This is a genomic window from Pediococcus sp. (assembly GCF_003533255.1).
Classification (GTDB): domain Bacteria; phylum Bacillota; class Bacilli; order Lactobacillales; family Lactobacillaceae; genus Pediococcus; species Pediococcus parvulus.
Window position 1 is genome coordinate 63,118 of sequence record NZ_DOEM01000028.1, and the last position, 24,804, is coordinate 87,921.

A 24,804-nucleotide genomic window follows, 5' to 3' on the forward strand; every position below is an offset into this window, starting at 1 on the left:
GAAATGCATTATATTTTCAAAATTTGAATTTATCAAATTTATCACAGGCAAATGTGATAGAAATTGTTACTAATATACAAGAAGGTTTCTCAGAATTATTGAAAAATGATTATTTGACTACTAAGAACTTTAATTCCGATATGACTGATTCAGTCAGTAGTCAATATCAGTCGTTTGTTGCAAAGGAAATGATTTTATATGACCTGCCATTGCTGGGCAAGCTAGATACATTTTTAGGAACGGCATATTATAAGCACGAATTTGATAATTTAAACGAATATACTTATTCGGACACTTTAAAAAGCCTAATTGCTAATATCTTGAATGAATCTGTGTCTGATGGGCCGTTTACAATTAAAATTATGGTTGAAACTTGGAACGCAAAGCTTGAGTCATTGTATCCAGAGGGTATACCTGATACAAGTGCGATATTTAAGCAATTACCAAGTACAGTATTTGAATCGTCACCAGAATCTGATAGCGATGGTCCAATAGAAGCAAAGAATATTACAGATGTCTCAAATCTAACTTTTAGTACAAATGGTGTTGTGTCAATAAAAAATTTAATGGTAATCCAACTGAATTTGGGCATCATTAATGTTACAACCCACTATGTGGATGAAAAGGGAGATTCATTGTCCCCGGATACTGAAATCGAAACCGATTTTCACACCAAAAATCAGTTAACAGCAACAACTGTTTCTGGGTATCATGTGCAAAATATAAAGACTACTGAATCCTTAACCAATGTTAATACAGATATTAAAAATGGTTCCGTTTCGGTTGTTGCACCAACTGATGGAGAGGTTACATTTGTATATGCTAAGGATCAAGTTACGTATACAGTGACACCGGTAGATAAAAACGGTAAGCCAATTAATTGCTTAACACCTAGTGATCCAATTACTGCAGACATTGGTTCAAATGTAAACATCCCAGATTATCCTGGTTACACAGCGTCTCCTGGACAAGATCTCGTAGTTCCAAATAAAGCAAATGGGACTCAGATTGATATTCAAGTTGAATACACACCTGATACGTTTGTCCCAAATAACGGTGATGATGCAAATCCAATAAGTGAGGTTCTAGTTCATCGAACGATCCAGTATAAAGGAGCTGGAGTTATGACGCCAGCCGATGTTGTTCAAGACGTGATTTATAAGTTAATGACTGATGAGACGACTGGTGTAACGTCATGGACACCGCAGAACGTATATAGTGCCGTAGTTAGCCCGAATCTTGCTGGATATCACGTTGATCAAGTTACAGTACCTATGGTGAAACCTGGAGTTTTTGTGTTAAAGAAGGGTGAAACACCAAAAAACGAAGCAATAGTAACAGTTAACTACAGTAAAGATACGATTGTGGAAAATAATGGGGATAAGACTAATTCGGTGAGTGAAGTCACGGTACATCGAACAATTCATTACACCGGAGCGGGTGCGAAAACTCCGACTAATATCGTACAAGATGTAATTTATAAAGCCGTTACTGATAAAACAGTAGGTAAAACCGTCTGGACGCCACAAGGGTTTTACACAGCTATTACAAGCCCACATGTTGCGGGATATACTGCTGATAAAGAAACAGTGTTGGATGTGATTCCAAGCCATAATTATGTCTGAAGGGACACAACCAGCAGATATCAACGTGACTGTAAAGTATAGTGCCGATACGCTTGTTCCAAATAATGGGAATGAAACGAATCCAGTAAATGAAGTTACTATTCATCGGGTCATTCATTATATTGGAGCTGGGATTAGCACTCCCAAAGACGTGATACAAAACGTTATTTATAAGGCTATGACCAATAAAACAACAGGTGAGACAGCTTGGACACCTCAAGGTAGTTATGCTGAAGTTACGAGCCCAACAGTTACTGGATATACAGCTGGTAGTAGGTACCCTTCTGAAAGCGATAGTTTTAACTGAAGGCTCCAGACCGTTAGACTCAAAAGTGAATGTAACTTACGTTAAAGATAAGACAGTCATTGTTAGGCCAACTGATCCAAAGAATCCAACCGATCCAGTCGATCCAACTAATCCAGATGGTCCTAAGTATCCAAATGGTGTATCTGAAAAAGACTTGAATAAGACCATTAGTCGAACCATCACTTATACCGGTGCAAACAAGAATCCGGCAAGTGTAACCCAAACTGGGAGTTATACACGAACAGCAACGGTAGATGCGAAGACTGGTGAAGTACTTGGTTATAGTGATTGGGTTTTGGTCACAAGTGACGATGGCAATAACAACAATGATGGCTTTACAGCAGTCATAAGTCCAAAGGTTACTGGTTATACAGCGGATAAGAATGTGGCAGATGTTACCTTAGATAACGATGCTGTGACAAACTTTGTGGCTGGCTCTGATGATGAAACGGTGACCTATACGAAAGATGAAACGGTAACTGTTGATCCAACTGATCCGAAAGATCCAACGAATCCCATTGATCCAACTAATCCAGATGGACCAAAATATCCAGACGGAGTTAGTGAGACTGATTTGGATAAGACCATTAGTCGAACCATCACTTATACCGGTGCAAACAAGAATCCGTCAAGTGTTGCTCAAACAGCAACTTATACCCGGACGGCCTTTGTTGACGCGAAGACAGGCGAGCTCCTTGGTTATAGCGATTGGACCTTGGTCACAAGTGATGATGGCAATAACAACAATGACGGTTTTGCCGGCGTCACAAGTCCAAAGGTTACTGGTTACACAGCAGACAAGAATGCACCATCTGTTACCTTAAATGATGATGAAGTTGCAAACTTTGTGGCTGGTTCTGATGATGTCTTGGTAACTTATACGCCAACTAATGAGATTGTGTACACAGAAATGACTGTTACTCGGACAATTCATTATGTAGGGGCTGGATCAAAGACACCTGTTGATGTGATTGAAAAGGTCATTTACAAAGTTGGCACTAATTTGAGCACTGGTGTGGTGACATACTCACCACAGAATGTGTATGCCAAGGTTGAGACACCTAATATTGTCGGTTATACAAATGATGGTGATGTTGCAGAACTTGTCCCTGTTGAAACAACAATTGAACCTTCAAATAGTTTGGTTGTGGTTCATTACAAGAAGGTTTCGGATTCTGGTAACTCAGGCAATGGCAATGGTGGTACGAAGCCTGAGAAGCCTGAAAATCCTGGAACGCCAAGTCCGGGAGAATCAGACGGTAGTGGCACTGGCAATTCTGGTAGTAACGGAAATTCTGATAATATCGAGAATCCAGAAGTTGGTAACCATTCTGACAATTCTGTTGATAACACGGCAGCGTTTGGAAACCATGGCAATGCACAGTTAACAGCAAATCAATCAACAAATCAGAATGCAAAACGGGAAATGACTAATAAAGCCAGCACGCTTCCACAGACTGATGAGAAGAATGAAAATGTTGTAGCTGTGATGGGAGTTACGATTTTGAGTGCAATGATGGCGTTATTTGGAATTAAACGCAGAAAGCACGACGATGAGTAAGTTACTCAAAAATTAAAAATGGGATTGAACTTCAGTGTTAGGCTGAATCGTTCAATCCCATTTTTGTGTGGACAAAAAGGCAAGAAAAATCTTCACGTAATCGTAACTTTTACCGTGAATGTTAGTGGTATGGCGTAATATATTTAGAAGTTCTGCGTGTTTTCCTCATTTTTGCCAGCGGTTACGTATGCTATAATGTTCAGAGTTAGCACGAAAATATTTACAATCAAGGTGGGTTCATCTTTAATGAAGAAATTTAAGTATTTAGATTATTTTATTGTGGTACCATACGTAATTTTATGCGTATTTGGAATTATCATGGTGTACTCGTCAAGTGCTGATTATTATATTATTAATGGAATCCGTGCAACGAGCTATCTTTTTCGCCAAATGGCATATGTCATGGTTGGATTCTTGGTTGCAGCACTTGTTTTTGAACTTAAACTAAAAAAATTTAGAAGCTCAACATTTTTAAAAATTTTTGCCATTGGGATGATTTTCTCGTTTCTTTATCTCCTGTTTTGGGGTTCGGTTGTGAATGGTGCAAAAGGGTGGATTGAATTAGGGCCGATTAATATTCAACCTGCGGAAGTTGCTAAATTGTTTTTAACACTTTATCTAGCAGATATGCTTTCTAAACATAATGATCGACTTGAAAGAGATCCTAAGAGTTATTATCGCGCACCTTTAATTATGACATTAGTGTTCGTCTTGGCTATTTTTCTTCAGCGTGATTTGGGGGGCGCTACAATCAACTTTACAATCGCCCTGATCATCTTTTTTGCCAGTGGTATTGACTATCGAAAGGGCATTGGCATTATTTTATTAGGTGTTTCAGCCTTCATGTTTGTCTTGCTACCACTTGCATCAAGAATTAATGTAAACACAAAAAATTATATGCTTCAACGAATTGTAGGATTTGCGCATCCGTTCGAACTTGCCAAAAGTTCGGGGAACCAATTAGTTAATTCTTACTATGCTCTCGGAAATGGGGGTGTGTTTGGTGTTGGTTTGGGAAACAGTATTCAGAAAAAAGGGTATTTACCAGAGGCAAATACTGATTTTATCATGGCAGTTGTTTCGGAAGAATTAGGTTTAGTTACGGTAAGCTTAATTTTAATTTTGTTATTAGTTATTGTGGGTCGCGCAATTTGGTTAGGTATTCATGCCCATAACATGTACGAAACTTTAGTTTGCTACGGGTTAGCGACTTATCTTTCAATCCAAACATTTTTCAATATTGGTGGTGTAACGGGTTTACTGCCTATTACAGGAGTAACTTTTCCGTTCATCAGTTATGGTGGTTCAAGTATGTTAGTGTTATCAGTTGCCATGGGCATCTTGCTAAATGTGAGTGCAAACGTACAACGTGAGCGAACTAAAAATTTAACACTGGTTCGCGAATAAAGAGTTTGGAGGGGTATTTGTGAAAAAAGTATTAGTCGCAAATCGTGGCGAGATTGCCACACGAATTTTTCGGGCTTGCAAGGAGCTTTCCTTACAAACAGTTGCTATTTTTGCTAAAGAAGACGCACTGTCAGTTCATCGTTTTAAGGCAGATGAAGCTTATTTAGTTGGTGCTGGTAAAAAACCAGTTGAAGCTTATTTAGATATTGAAGATATCATTCGAATTGCTAAAGAAAATAGCGTGGATGCGATCCACCCAGGCTATGGTTTCTTGTCCGAAAATGAGCAGTTTGCCAAACGTTGTGAAGAAGAGGGTATCACCTTTATTGGACCAAAAGTGGCTCATCTACATATGTTTGGTGACAAACTGGAAGCTAAAGCCGTTGCCAACAAGGCTGGGATTGCAACAATTCCGGGGACCAAAGATCCAGTCACTAGTTTTGCGCAGGTGAAGGCTTTTGCGGACAAACATGGTTATCCCATCATGCTAAAAGCGGCAATGGGCGGTGGCGGCCGTGGGATGCGAATTGTTCAAAAAGAATCACAATTAAAAGAAAGCTATGATCGTGCTAAAAGTGAAGCTATGCAATCATTTGGTAGTGATGAATTATACTTGGAAAAATATTTACAATCGCCTAAACATATTGAAGTCCAGATACTAGCGGATTCATTTGGCAATGTTTTACATTTGTTTGAGCGGGATTGTTCTGTGCAGCGACGTAATCAAAAGGTGGTTGAAATCGCCCCTAGTGTAACTCTGCCTATTGATTTAAGAAAACGGATTTGTGATGCTGCCGTGCGCTTAATGCAATCAGTACATTATGTGAATGCTGCTACGGTTGAGTTCTTGGTAGAAAAAAACCAATTTTACTTTGTGGAAGTTAACCCCCGAGTGCAAGTTGAGCATACCGTTACTGAATTAATTACGGATCGTGATATTGTGCAATCACAAATTTTAATTGCACAAGGTAAAAATTTATTTACAGATTTACATTTTCCACAACAAAAAGATTTAACTTATCAAGGAGCTGCAATTCAGTGTCGAATTACAACTGAAGATCCTTCAAAAAACTTTATGCCAGACACAGGAACTATTGAAACCTATCGTTCTCCAGGTGGTAATGGGGTCCGTTTGGATGTCGGCAATGCTTATACGGGAGCTGTTATCACACCATTTTTTGATTCTTTGTTGGTAAAAGTTTGCGTGCATGACAGTAATTTTAAAAATACTGCCAAGAAAATGTTACGAGTATTAAACGAATTTATGATTAGCGGTATTCACACTAATATAGGCTTTTTGAAGAATGTAATTAGTCATCCGGTATTTCAATCAGGAGAGGCCACAACGACCTTTATTGACGAAACGCCAGAGCTTTTTACAGTTCAAAATGATGCTAACCCGACCAATAAATTATTAACTTACATGAGTAAGATCGCAGTTAATGGTACTGATGGGGTACCAAGTCACGAGAAAAAATATTACCCAGAAGCCTTAGAAAAGTTACAAATTATTCCTCAAAAAGAGCAAACTGCAAAAGATATATTAGTGACTCAAGGTGTGTCTGGATTACAAGAATGGATTAGCAATCAATCACAATTATTGTTGACAGATACCACTTTGCGAGACGCCCATCAAAGTTTATTTGCAACCCGAATGCGTACCCATGATATGTTGCCAATTGCAGGTAAAATCGATCAAGGATTGCCACAATTGTTTTCCGCCGAAGCATGGGGCGGTGCAACGTTTGACGTGGCGTACCGTTTCTTACACGAAGATCCTTGGGTACGGTTAAGTGAGCTACGCAAAAAGATGCCACATACGTTACTACAAATGCTTTTTCGTGGGAGCAATGCTGTTGGGTATCAAAATTATCCCGACAATGTTATTCAGGAATTTATCAGATTAGCAGCTAAAAATGGCATCGATGTTTTTCGAATTTTTGACAGTTTGAACTGGGTGCCACAATTAGAAACCAGTATTCAAGCAGTTCGTGATACCGGTAAAATTGCCGAAGCAACAATGTGCTATACAGGTGATATTTTGGATGCAGGTCAAAAGACTTACACGCTTGAGTATTACAAGAATCTAGCTAAAGAGCTTGAACAAGCTGGTGCCCAAATCTTGGCGATTAAGGATATGGCTGGTGTTTTGAAACCGGCAGCGGCTTATCGACTGATTAATGTACTTAAAGATAATATTTCAATTCCGATTCATTTGCATACCCATGATACAACGGGCAATGGTATTGCAACTTATTTGAGTGCTGCAAAGGCTGGTGTGGATATTGTGGATGTTGCTGCCAGCAGTATGTCCGGGACTACCAGTCAACCCAGTTTAAGCACTTTGTACTATGCAATGACGGGTGACAACCGGCAACCCACAATTAATATTCAAAATGCAGAAGAAATTAACCGTTATTGGAAAGGTGTTCGGCCGTTCTATCAAGATTTTGAGAATGGCATGACCGGTTCCCAAACTGATATTTACCAAACGCAAATGCCAGGGGGACAGTATTCTAATTTGCAACAACAAGCCCAAGCACTTGGCTTAAAAGGCCGTTTTGAGGACGTGAAACAGGCTTATCGCCAGGTTAACACGTTATTCGGTGATATTATCAAAGTTACCCCCAGCTCAAAAGTCGTTGGGGATATGGCTTTGTTTATGATTGAAAATGATTTAAGCCCTGAAGTAATCCTTTCTGAAGGTGAGCACCTTGACTTTCCCAAGTCCGTTGTTGACTTTTTTGCTGGAAATTTGGGACAGCCGGTTAATGGTTTTCCAAAACAACTTCAAAAATTGGTTTTAAAAAATAAAACGGCTACTACGGTTCGTCCTGGTAGTTTAGCCAAAGCAGTCGATTTTGCCGTAGTTGAAAAAAAGTTGATTAAACAGTTACAACGAGATGTTACCCCCGAAGAAGTCATCAGTGCTGTCTTGTATCCAAAAGTATTTGATGATTATAATACATTTATCGATTCGGCCGGGCCGGTGACCAAATTAGATACGCCAACCTTCTTTCAGGGTATCCGTCGAGGAGAAACCGTGGATGTTGAAGTGCGGCATGGGTACCATCTGATTATTAAGTTAAATCAAATTGGCCAAGTTGATGAGCAAGGGCAACGAACTCTTTACTACGAAGTTAATGGTCGTAAACAAGATATTGTGGTGCGTGATCTAAGTATTCACGAAACTGCAACAACTAAGCGTAAGGCTGAACCCACAAATAGTAATGAAATTGGGGCAACAATGAGTGGTTCTGTGTTGAGTGTGAGTGTTCACGCGGGTGATAAAATTGGCAAGGGCACAAACCTGTTGGTTACGGAAGCTATGAAGATGGAAACAACAATTCAAGCTCCGTTTGATTGTGTCATTAAACATGTTTATGTAGCTGCTGGTGATGTTGTGGACACGAATGACTTATTGATTGAGATTGCACCTCAAAAGCTTAAATAGGCTTGTGAGACGCACATAGGAGGCAATTATGGAATTTACACTTCAATCTCGACAAAGTATCATTATTAATTTATCTAATTTAAGACAAGTTAAGCAATTGAAAAAGTTTGGCATTTTGTATTACGTTTCAAAAAGCATGAAATATGCTGTTTTGTATACTGATCGTGAACTGGCCCAAAAAGCTTGTGTTGCAATTGGCAAATTATCAAGCGTTAAAAGCGCTGAAATTTCCCCGCGTGCAGACTTGAAGATGAACTTTGATGATGACGAAACGGCGGAATTTAAACGTACAAATGAAGACTAGGTGAATGATAAATGCGAGTGGTTTCTGGAGATTTTGGTGGTCGTCGGTTAAAGGCAGTTCCTGGTGTAAAAACGCGACCAACCACAGATAAAGTAAAAGAATCGATGTTTAATATGATTGGCCCTTATTTTGATGGTGGTCGGTCCTTGGACTTGTTTGCTGGAAGTGGCGGATTGAGTATTGAGGCCGTTTCGCGAGGGATTGATAAGGCTGTTTTAGTAGATAAGCAACGGCAAGCCATTCAAACGATTGAACAAAATGTGGCGGTTACTAAGGCACAAGATCAATTTGAAATTATGCGTCAAGATGCCAATCGAGCACTAACAATTCTGGCTGATCAAGACATAAAATTTGATCTGATCTTTTTGGATCCACCGTATAAACTCCAGAAGATTGTCAAAGAAATGGCAAAAATGGTTAGTTTAGGATTATTAAATGCCGGTGCAATTGTGGTCTGCGAAACGGATCAATTTGCAAAATTACCGGAATCTATGCCCAACTTTAAGCTTTGGAAACGACAAGATTATGGCATCACGGAAGTCAGCATTTATCAATTTGAAACAGGTGATTAGATGAAAGTTGCAATTTTTCCGGGGAGTTTCGACCCATTGACTAATGGGCACCTTAATATAATTAAACGGGCAAGTTTGTTATTTGACGAACTGGTAGTGGCTGTCGCAATTAACACCAGTAAATCAGCATTATTTAGTACTGAAGAAAAAGTACGGCTTATTCGAAATGCTGTTAGTGATTTGTCCAACGTACGAGTGATCCCGACTAAGGGGCTTACCATTGACTTGTTTAAACAATTAGAGGCAACCACGTTAGTCCGAGGGTTGCGGGATGAGGCTGATTATCGCTATGAGCGTCAAATTGCAGAGATGAATCATCAACTCGATCACGCAGTTGAAACAATCTTTTTAATGGCGAATCCTCGGAATACTTATGTTGCTTCAAGTATTATTAAAGAAATTGCCAAAATGGGCGGCGACGTATCCAGTTTTGTGCCTGCAAATGTCGTGCAACCTTTAAAAGATAAATTTAAGTAAAGGAGATACATTTTGGCACGAATCCGAAAGTTTTTCAAAAAATATTGGTTATTACTAGTTGCAATGATCGTTGCGCTTGTTTTCGTGTTTTTACCTTTACCATTTTATGTAGAAGGTCCCGGAACGGCGGATCAATTGAGTCAGTACGTTAAAGTGAATCATAAACGCGATCACAAAAAGGGAAGTTTCCGGATGACCACAGTTTCGGTGATCAAAGGGACGCCAGCGATGTATGTGTTTGCGAAAATCATGCCCAATTATGAAGTCGAATCTGTTAGTGATATTACTGGTAATCAAGATAATGCCACGTATAATAAAGTACAGACATTTTATATGAATAGTGCAATTAATCAAGCCATTTATGTGGCCTATCATAAGGCTGATAAGGCTGTGAAGGTTCATTTCAAGGGCATCTATATCCTTGAGATTGAGAAAAATTCACAATTTAAACACGTTTTGCATGTTGGTGACACCATCACCAAAGTCAATAATCAGCGATTAGTTAGTGCCGAAGATGCCATGAAGAAGATTAGATCACATAACGTAGGCAATTCCATCACAATTACTTATCAGCATAATGGTAAAACTAAGACAGCTTCTGGTAAGCTAGTCCGTTTATCCACTGGTAAACCTGGTATTGGTATTGGATTAACAGACAATAATTCTGTGACAACTAAGATTCCCGTTTCCATTGATGCGCATGGGACAGAGGGGCCGTCTGCAGGATTAATGTTTACATTACAAATTTATAGTCAGTTAACTAATCAGAATCTGCGTAAGGGTCGTAATATTGCCGGAACTGGCACAATTGCTACGGATGGGTCAGTCGGTGAAATTGGTGGGATTGACAAAAAAATTGTTGCTGCCAAAAAAGCGGGTGCCACAATTTTCTTTGCGCCTTATCTCAAACCAACGAAACTTGTTGAGAAATATGAGCCAAATCATTTGACTAATTATCAGTTGGCAATAAAAACGGCTAAACGAATTGATCCGAAGCTGAAAGTGGTTCCGGTAAAGAATTTTGAGGATGCCATAAAGTATTTGCAAAAAACCAAATAGTTTTATAGAACACCAAGAGATATTTTTAAAAAGTTATCGAAAATTGATAATAATTAAAAATATCTCTTTTTATGTGCGTATTTAATAGGTGAAGGGATGTGAGGAGTGTGATTGAAGAATTATGGGAAAACTATAAAAAATACATTTTAATAGGTGGTGGGAGTGTTTTGGTAGTGTTAATTGTCTTTCTTTTGATGGGAAAACACAACTCAAATACAAACTCAGATGCATTAACGATGAATAGTGGTGAAAATTCGTCTGAACAATTTAGTTCTAGTAATCAAACGAGTTCACCTGCCACCGTTTCTGGAACGGCAAGTGGTCCTACAATGACTACTAGTGAAACTACAAGTGAATATGTTTATGTGGACGTTAAAGGCGCAGTTAAACATCCAGGAATTTTTAAAGTTAAAAATTCGATGCGTGTGGACGATGCGATTAATTTGGCTGGTGGGATGCTCAAAACGGCGGACCGTAAACATATTAATTTGGCACAGCGATTAACGGATCAACAAGTTGTTTATGTGCCCATTCGTGGTGAAATTAAAGGTGCTGCAACGGGTACCGTGGATGCAGAAGTAGCCGCACCAGTTTCGTCCGATTCTACTACAACCAGTGCATCTAATGACAGTAGCTCTTCAAGTGAGACGACAGGTGGAAGTGAATCTACAGGTGGAACAGTTAATTTGAATTCTGCCACAAAAGAACAATTACAAACGCTGACCAGCATTGGAGATAAAAAGGCAGATCAAATTATTCAGTATCGAGAAGCGCACGGTAAATTCAAAAGTATTGATGAATTAAAGGAAGTCCAAGGAATTGGTGATAAAACATTTGAAGCCCTAAAGCCACAATTAAGTGTGTAACCTAGCGGTAAATATTTGGTATACTTTAACTTAAAGAAGGAAGGCATTTTTATGAGTGATAAAAGAATCCCATGGGATCAGTATTTTATGACACAAGCTGTTTTACTATCGCTGCGAAGCACCTGTACACGGCTCTCAGTAGGTGCCACCATCGTTCGTGACAAGCGCATTATTGCCGGCGGATATAATGGTTCGGTTTCCGGTGATGTACATTGTATTGACGAGGGATGTTATCTAGTTGATGGGCACTGTGTTAGAACGATCCACGCCGAAATGAATGCAATTTTACAATGTGCGAAGTTTGGTGCTGCAACTGATGGTGCCGAAATTTATGTGACTGACTTTCCATGTTTGCAATGTACCAAAATGATTTTACAGGCAGGCATTAAAAAAATTCATTATTTACGAAATTATCACAATGATTCATACGCAATGGGGCTTTTAAAACGTATGAATATTGAGGTGCAGCACGTTGAATTTACTGATGAAGAAATTGCAGCTGTTTCAATGGATAAAATTTTAAATCAAGACTAGCTTTGAAGCTTTTCCATGGTTTTTTATTGCAATTTTAAGCGTTCTTCTCGATGCTGTAATCACATCTCACGTTTGGGTATTAACTCTGTTAGTTGTTTATTGGATGATTCGGGTCTGCTTTTTACGCGACAAAACGATGATCTATTGGACGTTTTTTGCTGGGTTTATTTTTGCCATGTTGTTTTGGTGGCATAGTACGACTTTGAATCAGCAAACGATGGCTAGTCAGCCCAATTGGCAGGGAAGTCTGATAGTTCAGCCTGATGAACTAAAATGCCAGGGAGATTATTTTCAGTTTACTGGTGTGGACGAGAAAGGGCATCGACTGAGAGTTTCCGGGTATCTAAAAGCAGCGCATGAAAAGCAACAATTAGAAAAAATTCGGCGACCAGTAAAAATACTAGTTCGCGGGCAAATTCAAACCATTGATCAACCAGGAAATTTGAATCAATTTAATTATCGAACTTATTGTTTTTCAAAGGGAATTACTAATCTATTAAGTAAAACAACCGTAGTGAGTTGGCAACCAATTCAGGCAAGTAATCCAATTGTAGGAATTTTTGGGCTTTTGCATACTTGGCGAAATAATATGCGACTTTATTGTCAGCAATTGCCTAAACTAATGCAAACATATGCGCTAAGTTTGCTGATTGGTTTCAAAGATGAGGCGTTTGATGAAGATATGGAGGGTGTCACAACTCTGGGTTTGCTTCATCTTTTTAGTCTATCAGGATTACATGTTTTTTATTTTTGTTGGTTATTGCGCCAGTTATTCCTGAGATTACGTGTAACTAAGGAAACGACAAGTATCTTGCTGATTTGCTTTCTACCTGCCTTTTTGATTATTGGTGGTGGCTCGGGGAGTCTTTTTCGGTCAATTATGATGGCAGAATTAGGGTTAGGCACGACTTTAAAAAGACGCCACACACAATTGAATGTGTGGAGTATAACAATGCTGGTGAATCTAGTCTTTGATCCGTATGTTATTTTGAGTATGGGTGGTCAGTTGAGTTACTTACTGTCATTTTTACTTATTTTTGTTGGCAGTTATTCGTCGTTTAGACGGGCCTGGGTTCTAAATATTGTGAGTTTACCAATTATTTTGTTTCATACCTATCAGTGGCATCTGTTAACTTCATTTGCGAACTTTTTGATTATTCCAATTTTTTCAAATTTTGTGATGCCATTGGTGATCATGAGTGCAGCAACGTTTTGGTTAATTCCACAACTGAGTAGCTGGTTCACGGTGGGCTTGCAGTTATTCCATCAATTGGTAACCTTGTTGAGTAAGTTGCCTGGACAAATTATTTTTGGAAAACCTCCTTTAGCATTTACGGCCGTTTTAGTAATCATTTCTCTCGCCTGGATTGCATTTCCCAGATACAAGAGACGAATTAGTTGGCTTTTGTTAAGCTGTTATTTAATGGGATTCATATGGATTCATTTCCCGCTTCATGGTGAGGTAACTTTTGTGGATGTGGGACAGGGGGATAGCATCCTAATTAGAATGCCATTCAATCGGTCCGTGACAGTAATTGATACTGGAGGTAAAGTTGGTTTCTTGAAACCGGCATGGGCAAAAGGTCCAGAGAAAAAGCATACCCCACCAGTTCTAGATTATTTACATAGTTTAGGAATTTCAAAAGTAAACACGCTATGTTTGTCTCATCAGGATGCAGATCATATTGGGGATGCCGGAGTGCTGTTGGCTGGCATTAAAGTTAAACAAGTGGTAATTCCTAAAGGGATGGAAAATTCTCGTGGTTTTCAGTCCAAAGTTAAACCTTTTCTGCAAAAATCAGCGCTCTTACCAGTATTGGCAGATCAAAAGGTAGCCAATTTGCCATTTGAAATCGTGCATCCGTTTGTAGAAGGTAAAGGTGAAAATCATGACTCTTTGACTTTATGGGCCAAGTTTGGCGATGATAATTTTATTTTTTCGGGAGATTTAGATCAAGCAGGAGAACGAGATATTATTGCCCGTTATCCGCAATTACAGGCTTCGGTTGTTAAACTGGGGCATCATGGAAGCAAAACAGCATCTGCTAAAGATTACTTGAGCCAAATTCGTGCTAAAATTGGAGTTATCTCAGCTGGAAAGAATAATCATTATGGTCATCCAAATCCAGAAACTCTTCAAACTTTGAAACAGTTAAAGATTCAATCGGTATCAACGATTGATGAGGGAATGATCAGTTATCGCTTCACCTCTCATGGATTTACAAATTGGCGTTTTGTACGGAGGAATTATGAAAAAGATACAGTACACTGACTTACTTAAAAAACTGAATGCAGATCAAACCGATCCGGTTTATTTAATTTTGGGTCAAGAGGATTATTTGGAACAACAAATTCAACGGGCTTTTCAGAATTTAGTTCCAAAAGAAGAGCAGGAAATGAATATTGGCAATTATGATATGGAATCGACTTCCTTGGGAGCAGCCTTAGATGATGCCACATCGGCCCCTTTTTTTGGTGAACGGCGTGTTGTTTTTGTGAGGGATCCTTATTTTTTAACTGGAGAACGACATAAAGGGGGACCAAACCATGATGTTGATGGTTTGCAAACTTATTTGGAACATCCGGTTGATTCCACAGTGTTAGTAATATTTGCCGCTTATGAAAAGTTGGACGGGCGCAAGAAGATTGTTAAAACTCTGAATAAACAAGCGATAACCATCCAAATTGGTAATTTAAATCAAGGTCAAATTAGTCAATTGGTTAAAACACGCCTTACTACAAAAAATTACACTATTTCACCAGAGGCTTTGAATCAGTTGTTATTTCGCACAGACTCAAAACTGAGTACCATGATGAATGAGTTACCAAAATTAATGCTTTATAATATTGGAAAAAAAGAGATTACGGTGGAATCTGTAGATGCTTTGGTTTCGAAAAGTCTTGATCAAAATGTTTTTGATTTGAGTAATGCAGTCTTGCAAAAAAAGTCTAAACAAGCTATCGATATTTATCAAAGTTTAATTACGCAGCAAGAACAGCCTTTGCGAATTAACGCCGTTTTAGTTGGGCAGATCAGATTATTGTTACAAGTGAAAATTTTACAAAATCAGGGTTTTTCACAAGGTGATATTGCGGGAACCTTAAAGGTTCATCCTTATCGAGTAAAGTTGGTAATGCAAAGTAGTCGGCATTTTTCGATGACCGATCTTACAAAGGGATATACAGGATTGATTGATTTAGATTTACAGCTAAAATCAACTCAAAAAGATCCTGAACTTCTGTTTGAACTGTTTTTGCTACAATTTATTGATCAAAAGATTGCTTAAAAGTTTCGATAATAAAAGCCCTGAGACAGATGCCTCAGGGCTTTTATTCGTTTCATAAATTATTTAGCAAGTTGTTTTGTTAAACGTGACTTTGTACGAGCAGCCTTGTTAGCTTTGATTAAGCCCTTTGTTTTAGCTTGGTCAAGTTTACTGATAGCTGTAAGATATAAGTCTTGTTTGTCGTCAGAGCCCTTAACAGCTGCTGATTCGAATTTTTTAACTGCAGTCCGTAGCTTACTTACTTGTGATTGGTTACGTAAAGCTGCTTTTTCGTTAGTTTTTACTCGCTTCATTGCGGATTTAATAACTGGCATTTGATTCACCTCCACTGATCTGAAATCAATACTACAACAAGTGTTATTATACAGAAGACAAGTATTGAATGCAATAAGAAATTGTCAAGTAACATTACTTGATAGGCAAAAACACTTAGATTATCCATGACGAGGGAAACTAAACTTGTGTTTTATGTGAAAGTTAGGTATGATATATCTTGTGTGTTAAGCACGAACCCATACTTGGTTTATCGAATCACCAACGATTAACCCAGTTTCGGGCAATAAATAAAAGGGGTGAAAATAATGGCAATTTCACAAGCAAAGAAAAACGAAATCATCACTAAATATGCGCGTCATGATGGCGATACTGGTTCTACAGAAGTTCAGGTCGCTGTTTTAACTGCAGATATTAATGAAATTAATAAGCATTTAAGCGTTCATAAAAAAGATTTCCATTCACAACGTGGATTAATGAAGAAAATTGGTCATCGTCGTAATTTATTAGCATACTTACGTCGTACTGACATCCAACGTTACCGTGATTTAATTGAATCATTAGGTTTACGTCGTTAAGATTTTCAAAAGCGAAGACTTCGGTCTCCGCTTTTTTTGTGCTCTCGATTAAATAACGGTCTTAAAAATAGGTTTAGTTCACTTTTAAAGAAAACTTATAAACTTTCAAATACTTGGAACACAACTCTCGTATTAAAATGTGGTAAACTTAAAGCAGTTTATACGTCGAGACAGAATAGATTTTGTAATAACGCATTAAAATGTGCTGTAGTAGGGTTAAAAGAATTTTTGGATTAAATAATTCTAAATATGGACTATTTAGAATTGTGGACCAGAAAATTCAACCGAAGTTTTATATTTGAGAGCTTCTAAGTGGCGAACATTGATCTAGTGTCGTTTTAAAGCTCACATATATTTGATAGATAAACAAGCAGAAAATGAAAGTAACTAAAAATTTTTGAGGTGGAATGAATGAGTAATAGTATCAAAATTATCCCATTTAGTGGGGTACGTGAAAACGGCAAAAATATGTATGCCGTTGAGGTGAATGATTCAATTTATATTTTAGACTGTGGATTGAAATATCCGGAAAATGAATTACTGGGAATTGATGTGGTCATTCCTGATTTTTCTTATCTAGAAAAGCATAGTGACAAAATTGTAGGGGTGTTCTTAACACATGGGCATGCAGATGCTATTGGGGCTTTACCATACTTTTTGGATCAATTTCCAGTTCCAGTATTTGGTTCAGAAATGACCATTGCATTAGCCAAACTCAATGTTGAAAAAGACGCCAAATTAAAACAGTTTACTGATTTTCATATTGTGAATGAAAAAATGGAAATTGATTTTGGGGATGTGACAGTTTCGTTCTTCAGAACAACACATTCTATTCCGGAATCATTGGGAATTGTTTTAAAAACTAGTGAAGGGCAAATTGTTTATACTGGTGATTTCAAGTTTGACCAAACTGCATCAAGTGACTATGCAACTGATTTTGGACGTTTGGGCCAGATTGGTGAGAATGGTGTATTAGCGCTTCTTAGTGAATCGGCAAATGACGAAAATCCTAAACCATCAACCAATGAACGTGATATTGCTAACTATATCTTGGAAACGTTCAAGTATCATGAAGGCCGAATTGTAGTTGCTTCCGTGGCATCTAATATCTTACGAATTCAACAAGTTCTGGATGCGGCCGCCCAATCTGATCGGAAAGTGGTCCTTACAGGTCATGATTTAGAAAAAATTGTTAATACTGCTTTACGGTTGAATAAATTACATTTACCTGCAGATGATGTGATTGTGCCATTTAACAAATTAGAGAGTTTAGACAAAGAACGCACTGTTGTTTTGGAAACTGGCAAAATGGGAGAACCTATTAAAGCTTTACAAAAGATGGCTAGCGATCCTGGTAAAGGAATTCATATAGATCCTGGTGATTTAGTCTTTATTACTACGACCCCGTCACACGCAATGGAAACTACCGTTGCTAAAACAAAGAACATGATTTATCGTGCCGGTGGTGAAGTTAAAGCTATTTCTGATGATTTGAATGCTTCAGGTCATGCCAGCAAAAATGATTTACAACTAATGATTAATCTTTTGAAGCCAAATTACTTGATTCCAATTCAAGGTGAATATCGTTTGTTAAATACACATGCGCAACTTGCTCGTGAGGTAGGCATGGCAGATGATCACATCTTCTTAACCCAAAAGGGCGATGTTTTGGAGTACAAAAATGGCGAGATGCATTTAGGCCAGGGCATTGAAGTTGGTGATACCATGATTGATGGAATCGGTGTTGGTGATATTGGAAACATTGTGTTGCGGGACCGAAAAATTTTGTCGGATGACGGGATTTTTATTGCTGTTGTGACGATTGACCGCAAAAAAAAGTTGATTATTGGGCAGCCTAAAGTAACCTCACGAGGGTTTGTTTATGTCAATGGAGAGCACGATCTACTTAAGGAAAGTGCTTCGATTGTGACAGAAGTGGTTCAAAACAATCTTGATAACAAGGAATTTGATTGGGGCCATTTGAAACAGGATATTCGGGAGAAAATTAGTCGATATCTGTTTGATCAAACAAAACGTCATCCAGTAATTCTTCCAGTAATTATGGAAGTTAATCAACATCATCATAAAGCACCAAGTAAGGCATCAAAAAAAGTTGAAGAAAAGTAAATTAGAAACTGGTAATGTTGAGTTGATTGACATTACCAGTTTTTCAGTGGAGGTTTATCATGCAAGATGACCAATTATTAAAAATCAAGCGGGCTGTTGCGGATGAACAGTGGAATAAAGTGCTTAACCTAATTAAACCTATTATTTCTGAAACAGCAAATAATCAGCAACTACACTATTTATTCGTTTTGAGTTTGTTTAAAACTAAACACTATTTGGAAGGCCTAAAATATGCCAATGATTACTACGACTTTTATGCCAATGATTCAAAAGGCCAAAACCTTTATTTTTCGCTTCTGTTAGCTTGCCAGGACTTTTTAGGTGCCCATCAATTTTTGGAAATTTTAAAACAAGATCATGTTGACAATATTTCCGATTATGTGACGAGTTTGACTAATAAAGAAATCGAAGTTCGCCAGCAAAAAGTGACTTTAAATCAAAAATTAAAGAAGTTTTACCATTTGGGTGATTTATCAGTGAGGGAAGCCAATTCAACATTGCAAGAAGCAAAGCAATTACCCGCAACTGAATATTTTCAAGCGGCGCAGTTTATTTTTGTGGATCCTTTCGTCCATCCTTTGATTCGAGCCACGGTCCTTGAAAATGTTGTTTCGTTAAAATTGAAGGGAAAAATTAAGTATTATTGGTTAGACCAACAAAATCATGAAATCGATTTAACCCGATTAACTGGGATTTTGGATAACCCGGTTCAAATAAAATTAAATAAATTTTTACAAGAAAAATTAGCTGACAGTGATCCAATTTTACTCGAAGGAATTTCGAAAGATAAAAATCTCTATCTAAGTTATGTTTATCCTTATGCAAAACAAGTTTTTAAAAAGCCTGAAGAGTGGGTGAACTATTGGCTAGATGACTACTATGGTCGAATGCATCCGGATACAGAAGATACGCGTTTTATGACTAAATGGCAGGGAAAGTTTCGGAAATATACGACTGAACTTTTGGAAAATAACGATATAAATAAGTAAAAAGCTATAAATATTGCAATTTTTTTGGCTTAATTGGTTTACAAACTTCAGTGTTCTTTATATAATGTTTAAGGATTCTCTTAGGCGAGACCTTTGCCTTTTCATGAGGATGTAGTATAATAGTTTTTAAAGAATCCAGCCACGCCAAGGGCTGAGTAATTCTTACGAAAAATACAGGAGGTTCGTATTAATGGCAAAAGAACATTACGAAAGAACAAAACCCCATGTAAATATTGGTACAATTGGCCATATTGATCATGGAAAAACTACTTTAACAGCAGCAATTACAAAGGTTTTAGCTAGCAAAGGTTTAGCTAAAGCTGAAGATTATGCTGATATTGATGCTGCTCCAGAGGAACGTGAACGTGGTATTACAATCAATACTGCCCATGTTGAATACGAGACAGAGAAACGTCATTATGCTCATATTGATGCTCCAGGACATGCTGATTACATCAAGAACATGATCACTGGTGCTGCTCAAATGGATGGTGCCATCTTAGTTGTTGCTGCAACTGATGGTCCTATGCCACAAACACGTGAACATATCTTACTTGCTCATCAAGTTGGTGTTGACTATATCGTTGTCTTCTTAAACAAGACTGATTTAGTTGATGATGACGAATTGGTTGACTTAGTTGAGATGGAAGTTCGTGAGTTGTTATCAGAATACGATTATCCTGGTGACGATGTTCCTGTAATCCGTGGTTCAGCTTTGAAGGCACTTGAAGGCGACCCAGAACAAGAAAAAGTTATTCTTCACTTAATGGATGTTATCGATGAATATATCCCAACACCACAACGTGACAATGACAAGCCTTTCTTGATGCCTGTTGAAGATGTCTTCACTATCACTGGTCGTGGTACTGTTGCTTCTGGTCGTATTGATCGTGGTGAAGTTAAAATCGGTGATGAAGTTGAAATTGTTGGTTTGAAAGACGAACCATTGAAGTCAACTGTTACTGGTCTTGAAATGTTCCGTAAGACTCTTGATTTAGGAGAAGCTGGCGATAACGTTGGTGTATTGCTCCGTGGTATTAACCGTGACCAAGTTGTCCGTGGACAAGTTCTTGCTGCACCTGGTTCAATCCAGACTCACAAGAAATTCAAGTCAGAAGTATATATCTTGACGAAAGAGGAAGGTGGTCGTCATACACCATTCTTCTCAAACTATCGTCCTCAATTCTACTTCCATACAACTGATGTTACTGGTGTCATTGAATTACCAGATAACGTTGAAATGGTAATGCCTGGTGATAACGTTACATTTACTGTAGAACTTATCGAACCAGTTGCCATTGAAAAAGGTACTAAGTTCACTGTTCGTGAAGGTGGCCATACTGTTGGTGCCGGTGTTGTTTCTAAAATTGATGACTAATTAGTTTTCAAAACACACTAAAAAGACTCGGAATGAAAATTTCGGGTCTTTTTTATGCTTTTAAATGGTGAAAACGTTGAAAATGTGGTGTTATGCCCGATATTGAGAACATAAGCATTTACAATTCTAGTCGTATACGGTAAACTAGTATCCGTATGCAATACAAATTGTAAAACCACTTTTTTATTGTCGGAGGGAAAATAATGACTGCAAAATGGGAAAAAAAGAGTGCTAGTAATGGCGAATTAACTTTCGAAATTAGCACCGATAAAATTCAAGAAGGTTTAGATAAAGCCTTCCAAAAGACTCGGAAACAATTAAATGTACCTGGATTCCGAAAAGGACGTGTCCCACGCCAAATTTTTAATCAAATGTATGGTGAAGAAGCACTCTATGAGGATGCTTTGAACATTGTGCTTCCAGAAGCTTATGAAGCTGCTATTGAAGAAACAAAAATCGAACCAGTAGACCAACCTAAAATCGATGTTGATAGCATGGAAAAAGGCAAGGCATGGGTTTTGAAGGCTGTTGTGACAGTTAAACCAGACGTTAAACTAGGTGATTACAAAGGCCTAACCGTTGCTAAACAAGGTCATCGTGTAACTTCTAAAGAAGTTGACGCTGAGATTGAAAAGAAACGTGAGCAACAAGCAGAACTTGTTTTAAAAGAGGGCAAACCTGCTGAAAATGGTGATACAGTTACAATTGACTTTGAAGGAAAAGTTGATGGTAAGGCATTTGATGGTGGTAAAGCTGAAAACTATGACTTGGAACTTGGTTCTAATTCATTTATTCCCGGCTTTGAAGAACAGTTAGTTGGCCACAATACTGATGATAAAGTAGACGTTAAGGTAACTTTCCCTGACGATTACAATGCTGAAGATCTTCAAGGTAAAGAAGCTGTATTTGCTGTTACAATTCATGAAATTAAAACAAAAGAATTACCTGAATTAGACAATGAGTTTGCTAAAGATGTTGATGAGGAAGTTGATTCTTTAGATGAATTAAAGGCTAAGACTCATGATGAGTTGAAGAAACAAAAAGATGCTGCTGCTGCCCAAGCTAAGGAAGACGAAGCAATTCAAAAGGCTGTTGATAATGCCGAAGTCAAAGAAGTTCCTCAAGCAATGATCGATGAAGACGTTCAACGTCAACTCGACCAATACTTGGCAAACATGCAACAACAAGGAATTGATCCTAAGACTTACTACAGGATCACTGGTACTTCTGAAGATGATTTGAAGAAACAATTGGCAGATGGTGCTGAAAACCGAGTTAAAACTAACTTAGTTTTGGAAGCTATCGTTGAAGCTGAAAAAATTGTTCCTACTGATGATGAAGTTGCTTCTGAAATCAAAGACTTGGCTTCACAATATGGTATGGAAGAAAGTGCTGTTCAGAAGGCTCTTTCTGAAGACATGTTGAAGCATGATATCGCTGTAAAGAAGGCTGTTGCTGTCATTACTGATTCTGCTGTAGAAGAAAGTAAAGCAAAAGCTGCTAAAAAAGACGATACAGCAAAAGATGCTAAATAGTTCAAATCAAATTTTGAATTTAAAAAGAATCCATTGAGTTCCTTGATGGATTCTTTTTTAAAACGAGTTGTTAGCTTAAAACCAAGGTTTTTGTTATGATGTTCTTATAAACATTAGAGAGGTGAGTTGGTTGTTAGATAACACCGATAACACAGGGACAATTACTTGTTCATTTTGTGGAAAGACTCAGGATCAAGTAAAGAAAATTGTTGCTGGTCCCGGAGTTTATATTTGTAACGAATGTATTGATTTATGTAAAGAGATTATTGACGAAGAAGTTTCACGTGAGAGTGCAGAAGAATTTTCTGATATTCCAACACCAGCTGAAATTGTCAATAAATTAAATGAGTATGTCATTGGTCAGACAGAAGCTAAACGCACATTGTCTGTGGCTGTATATAACCACTACAAGCGAATTAATCAGATGGAAAGTGCTGATGAAGGCGATGTTGAATTACAAAAGAGTAATATCAGTATTATTGGGCCAACAGGATCTGGTAAGACTTTTTTGGCGCAGAGTTTAGCAAGAATTTTGAATGTACCATTTGCAATTGCAGATGCGACAACTTTGACTGAAGCTGGCTACGTGGGTGAAGACGTTGAAAATATTCTTTTAAAACTTTTGCAAAATGCTGATTATGATGTAGATAAGGCCGAAAAGGGGATTATTTACATTGATGAAATCGACAAAATTGCTAAAAAGAGCGAAAATGTTTCCATTACGCGTGATGTTTCTGGTGAGGGTGTTCAACAAGCTTTGCTTAAGATCTTGGAAGGCACGATTGCTAATGTTCCACCCCAAGGCGGACGCAAGCATCCGCAACAGGAGTTCATTCAGATTGATACTACTAACATTTTATTTATTGTTGGTGGAGCTTTTGATGGTATTGAAGATATTGTGAAGAGCCGTTTGGGTGACAAGGTTATCGGATTTGGAACTGATACTGATAAGGTTATTGATGAGTCCAAGAGTCTTATGCAACAAGTGATCCCAGAAGATTTATTGCGGTTTGGGTTGATTCCTGAATTCATTGGTCGTTTGCCTATTCTTACCGCTTTAGAAAAATTAACTACTGATGACTTGGTTCGTATTTTAACTGAACCCAAAAATGCATTGGTTAAACAATATAAGACGCTATTATCACTGGATGATGTTAGACTACATTTCACACCCCAAGCTTTACGAGCAATTGCTGAAGAGGCGATTGAGCGCAATACTGGGGCTCGTGGATTACGTTCTATCATTGAAGAAGTTATGCGTGATATAATGTACGATATTCCATCTCGTGATGATGTTGAACAAGTAACGGTGACAAAACGCACAGTTGTTGATCATGCAGAACCAGAATTAATTTTGAAAGATAAGAAAGCTTCTTAAATAGCTGGAAATAAAAGAATGATGGTTTCTAATTTGGAAACCATTATTTTTTTGATTAAAAATTGCAATCTTTATGTGGTAAAATTAGACAAGATTAAAAAGGTGGTACAAGAAATGGAAGTTCATAATGTCGAGTTAGTCATGAGTGCAGTGGCTCCAGCTCAGTATCCAACAACTGGTTATCCAGAAATTGCGCTTGTCGGTCGTTCTAATGTCGGCAAGTCCTCATTAACAAATGTTTTAATTAACCGTAATAGCTATGCGCGAACCTCCTCGCAACCGGGAAAAACGCAAACCTTGAATTTCTATAATGTTGAAGATCAACTTTACTTCGTTGATGTCCCTGGATATGGTTATGCAAAAGTGTCCAAAACAGAGCGAGAAAAATGGGGGAAAATGATTGAAACCTATCTTTCCACGCGTCCACAGCTTAAGGGAGTCATCTCTTTAGTTGATGCTCGGCATGCGCCAAGTGAGGACGATGTCACGATGTATGATTGGCTTCATTATTATGAAATTCCTATTTTAATTGTGGCGACTAAAAGTGACAAAGTTGTCCGAGGTAAGTGGAACAAGAGTGAAAGTTTGATCAAGAAGACACTCCATTTTAGCGAACCCGATGAATTTCAACTTTTTTCAGCTCAAACAAAAATGGGTAAGGATCAGGTTTGGCAATGGATTGAGAAGCGTATCGAGGAGGACTAACAATGGAATTTAATGATTATCAAAAAAAAGCAAACAGAACTTTGTTTGGCAATGAACAGGTTTTAACAAATTGTGCCTTAGGTTTAGCTAGTGAGAGTGGTCAGGTTGTTGATTTAGTTAAAAACTATACTTTTCATGGTAAGGATTTGGATCGCGACGAATTAACAAAAGAAATGGGCGATGTTTTGTGGTATTTATCACAGGTTGCAGAATGGGCTGACATTCCTTTTGAACAAGTGGCACAAGAAAATATCGAAACCTTAAATCAACGTTATCCAGCAAATGAGTAACTAAGGGTTGAAACCACAAAAACTTATCTTGTTAGTTGATACGAAAAGTTCATGGTAGCAAAATTAGATAAAGTACCGTCTTCCAGCAAATTTGGGCT

At 38.0% G+C, this 24,804-nt stretch carries 22 protein-coding genes; 21 read left to right on the forward strand and 1 reads right to left on the reverse strand.

Annotated features, from left to right (window positions below; all coding sequences use genetic code 11):
• The first annotated feature begins 98 nt into the window (after window positions 1–98).
• The 13 genes from DD627_RS07230 (at window position 99) to holA (ending at window position 15,453) form a co-directional block, all read left to right on the forward strand.
• Complete coding sequence (locus DD627_RS07230; protein WP_260274548.1) at window positions 99–1,625, forward strand: mucin-binding protein; 1,527 nt, start codon at window positions 99–101, stop codon at window positions 1,623–1,625.
• Window positions 1,618–1,932: a mucin-binding protein gene (locus DD627_RS07235; RefSeq protein WP_260274547.1), complete on the forward strand. Its 315-nt coding sequence runs from the start codon at window positions 1,618–1,620 to the stop codon at window positions 1,930–1,932. The genes DD627_RS07230 and DD627_RS07235 overlap by 8 nt, the downstream gene beginning before the upstream one ends.
• A gap of 25 nt (window positions 1,933–1,957) precedes the next feature.
• Window positions 1,958–3,493 carry a mucin-binding protein gene (locus DD627_RS07240; protein WP_260274546.1) on the forward strand — a complete coding sequence of 512 codons (1,536 nt, stop codon included), beginning with the start codon at window positions 1,958–1,960 and terminating at the stop codon, window positions 3,491–3,493.
• 246 nt (window positions 3,494–3,739) lie between these two features.
• On the forward strand, window positions 3,740–4,900 hold the full coding sequence (locus DD627_RS07245) for an FtsW/RodA/SpoVE family cell cycle protein (protein ID WP_260274545.1): 1,161 nt from the start codon (window positions 3,740–3,742) through the stop codon (window positions 4,898–4,900).
• 19 nt (window positions 4,901–4,919) lie between these two features.
• Window positions 4,920–8,354, forward strand: a complete 3,435-nt coding sequence (locus DD627_RS07250; RefSeq protein WP_260274544.1) for a pyruvate carboxylase — start codon at window positions 4,920–4,922, stop codon at window positions 8,352–8,354.
• Between the two features lie 28 nt (window positions 8,355–8,382).
• Complete coding sequence (locus DD627_RS07255; RefSeq protein ID WP_057784507.1) at window positions 8,383–8,658, forward strand: YlbG family protein; 276 nt, start codon at window positions 8,383–8,385, stop codon at window positions 8,656–8,658.
• Between the two features lie 11 nt (window positions 8,659–8,669).
• Complete coding sequence (gene rsmD / locus DD627_RS07260) at window positions 8,670–9,230, forward strand: 16S rRNA (guanine(966)-N(2))-methyltransferase RsmD (protein ID WP_068805519.1); 561 nt, start codon at window positions 8,670–8,672, stop codon at window positions 9,228–9,230.
• Window positions 9,231–9,707, forward strand: coding sequence for a pantetheine-phosphate adenylyltransferase (gene coaD, locus DD627_RS07265; protein WP_260274543.1), 477 nt, complete (start codon window positions 9,231–9,233; stop codon window positions 9,705–9,707).
• 12 nt (window positions 9,708–9,719) lie between these two features.
• Window positions 9,720–10,766: a SepM family pheromone-processing serine protease gene (locus DD627_RS07270; protein WP_260267390.1), complete on the forward strand. Its 1,047-nt coding sequence runs from the start codon at window positions 9,720–9,722 to the stop codon at window positions 10,764–10,766.
• A 107-nt stretch (window positions 10,767–10,873) separates the two neighbouring features.
• Window positions 10,874–11,632 carry a helix-hairpin-helix domain-containing protein gene (locus DD627_RS07275; protein WP_260274542.1) on the forward strand — a complete coding sequence of 253 codons (759 nt, stop codon included), beginning with the start codon at window positions 10,874–10,876 and terminating at the stop codon, window positions 11,630–11,632.
• A gap of 51 nt (window positions 11,633–11,683) precedes the next feature.
• Window positions 11,684–12,166: a ComE operon protein 2 gene (locus tag DD627_RS07280; protein WP_057784503.1), complete on the forward strand. Its 483-nt coding sequence runs from the start codon at window positions 11,684–11,686 to the stop codon at window positions 12,164–12,166.
• Between the two features lie 58 nt (window positions 12,167–12,224).
• Window positions 12,225–14,438 (forward strand): DNA internalization-related competence protein ComEC/Rec2, encoded by a 2,214-nt coding sequence (locus DD627_RS07285; RefSeq protein ID WP_260267443.1) that lies wholly within the window; start codon window positions 12,225–12,227, stop codon window positions 14,436–14,438.
• The gene (holA, locus tag DD627_RS07290; protein WP_260274541.1) at window positions 14,416–15,453 is read left to right on the forward strand and encodes a DNA polymerase III subunit delta; all 1,038 of its coding nucleotides are present in this window, start codon (window positions 14,416–14,418) and stop codon (window positions 15,451–15,453) included. Before DD627_RS07285 ends, holA begins: the two co-directional genes overlap by 23 nt.
• A gap of 59 nt (window positions 15,454–15,512) precedes the next feature.
• Here the strand turns inward: holA and rpsT are convergent, their stop codons facing one another.
• The gene (gene rpsT, locus DD627_RS07295) at window positions 15,513–15,767 is read right to left on the reverse strand and encodes a 30S ribosomal protein S20 (RefSeq protein WP_057784501.1); all 255 of its coding nucleotides are present in this window, start codon (window positions 15,765–15,767) and stop codon (window positions 15,513–15,515) included.
• Window positions 15,768–16,034: 267 nt separating this feature from the next.
• Between rpsT and rpsO the strand changes: the two genes are divergently transcribed.
• The 8 genes from rpsO (at window position 16,035) to DD627_RS07335 (ending at window position 24,706) form a co-directional block, all read left to right on the forward strand.
• A complete protein-coding gene (rpsO, locus tag DD627_RS07300; protein WP_057784500.1) occupies window positions 16,035–16,304 on the forward strand; it encodes a 30S ribosomal protein S15 in 270 nt (89 codons plus the stop codon).
• 411 nt (window positions 16,305–16,715) lie between these two features.
• On the forward strand, window positions 16,716–18,431 hold the full coding sequence (locus DD627_RS07305; protein ID WP_068805525.1) for a ribonuclease J: 1,716 nt from the start codon (window positions 16,716–16,718) through the stop codon (window positions 18,429–18,431).
• Between the two features lie 59 nt (window positions 18,432–18,490).
• Window positions 18,491–19,420, forward strand: a complete 930-nt coding sequence (locus DD627_RS07310) for a hypothetical protein (protein ID WP_260274540.1) — start codon at window positions 18,491–18,493, stop codon at window positions 19,418–19,420.
• A gap of 190 nt (window positions 19,421–19,610) precedes the next feature.
• Window positions 19,611–20,798, forward strand: a complete 1,188-nt coding sequence (tuf, locus tag DD627_RS07315; protein WP_260274539.1) for an elongation factor Tu — start codon at window positions 19,611–19,613, stop codon at window positions 20,796–20,798.
• A 203-nt stretch (window positions 20,799–21,001) separates the two neighbouring features.
• Window positions 21,002–22,333, forward strand: coding sequence for a trigger factor (gene tig, locus DD627_RS07320; RefSeq protein WP_260274538.1), 1,332 nt, complete (start codon window positions 21,002–21,004; stop codon window positions 22,331–22,333).
• A gap of 130 nt (window positions 22,334–22,463) precedes the next feature.
• Window positions 22,464–23,711 carry an ATP-dependent Clp protease ATP-binding subunit ClpX gene (clpX, locus tag DD627_RS07325; RefSeq protein WP_260274537.1) on the forward strand — a complete coding sequence of 416 codons (1,248 nt, stop codon included), beginning with the start codon at window positions 22,464–22,466 and terminating at the stop codon, window positions 23,709–23,711.
• Window positions 23,712–23,825: 114 nt separating this feature from the next.
• On the forward strand, window positions 23,826–24,416 hold the full coding sequence (yihA, locus tag DD627_RS07330; protein ID WP_057784512.1) for a ribosome biogenesis GTP-binding protein YihA/YsxC: 591 nt from the start codon (window positions 23,826–23,828) through the stop codon (window positions 24,414–24,416).
• Window positions 24,417–24,418: 2 nt separating this feature from the next.
• A complete protein-coding gene (locus DD627_RS07335) occupies window positions 24,419–24,706 on the forward strand; it encodes a nucleoside triphosphate pyrophosphohydrolase family protein (protein WP_057784494.1) in 288 nt (95 codons plus the stop codon).
• Window positions 24,707–24,804: the final 98 nt, after the last annotated feature.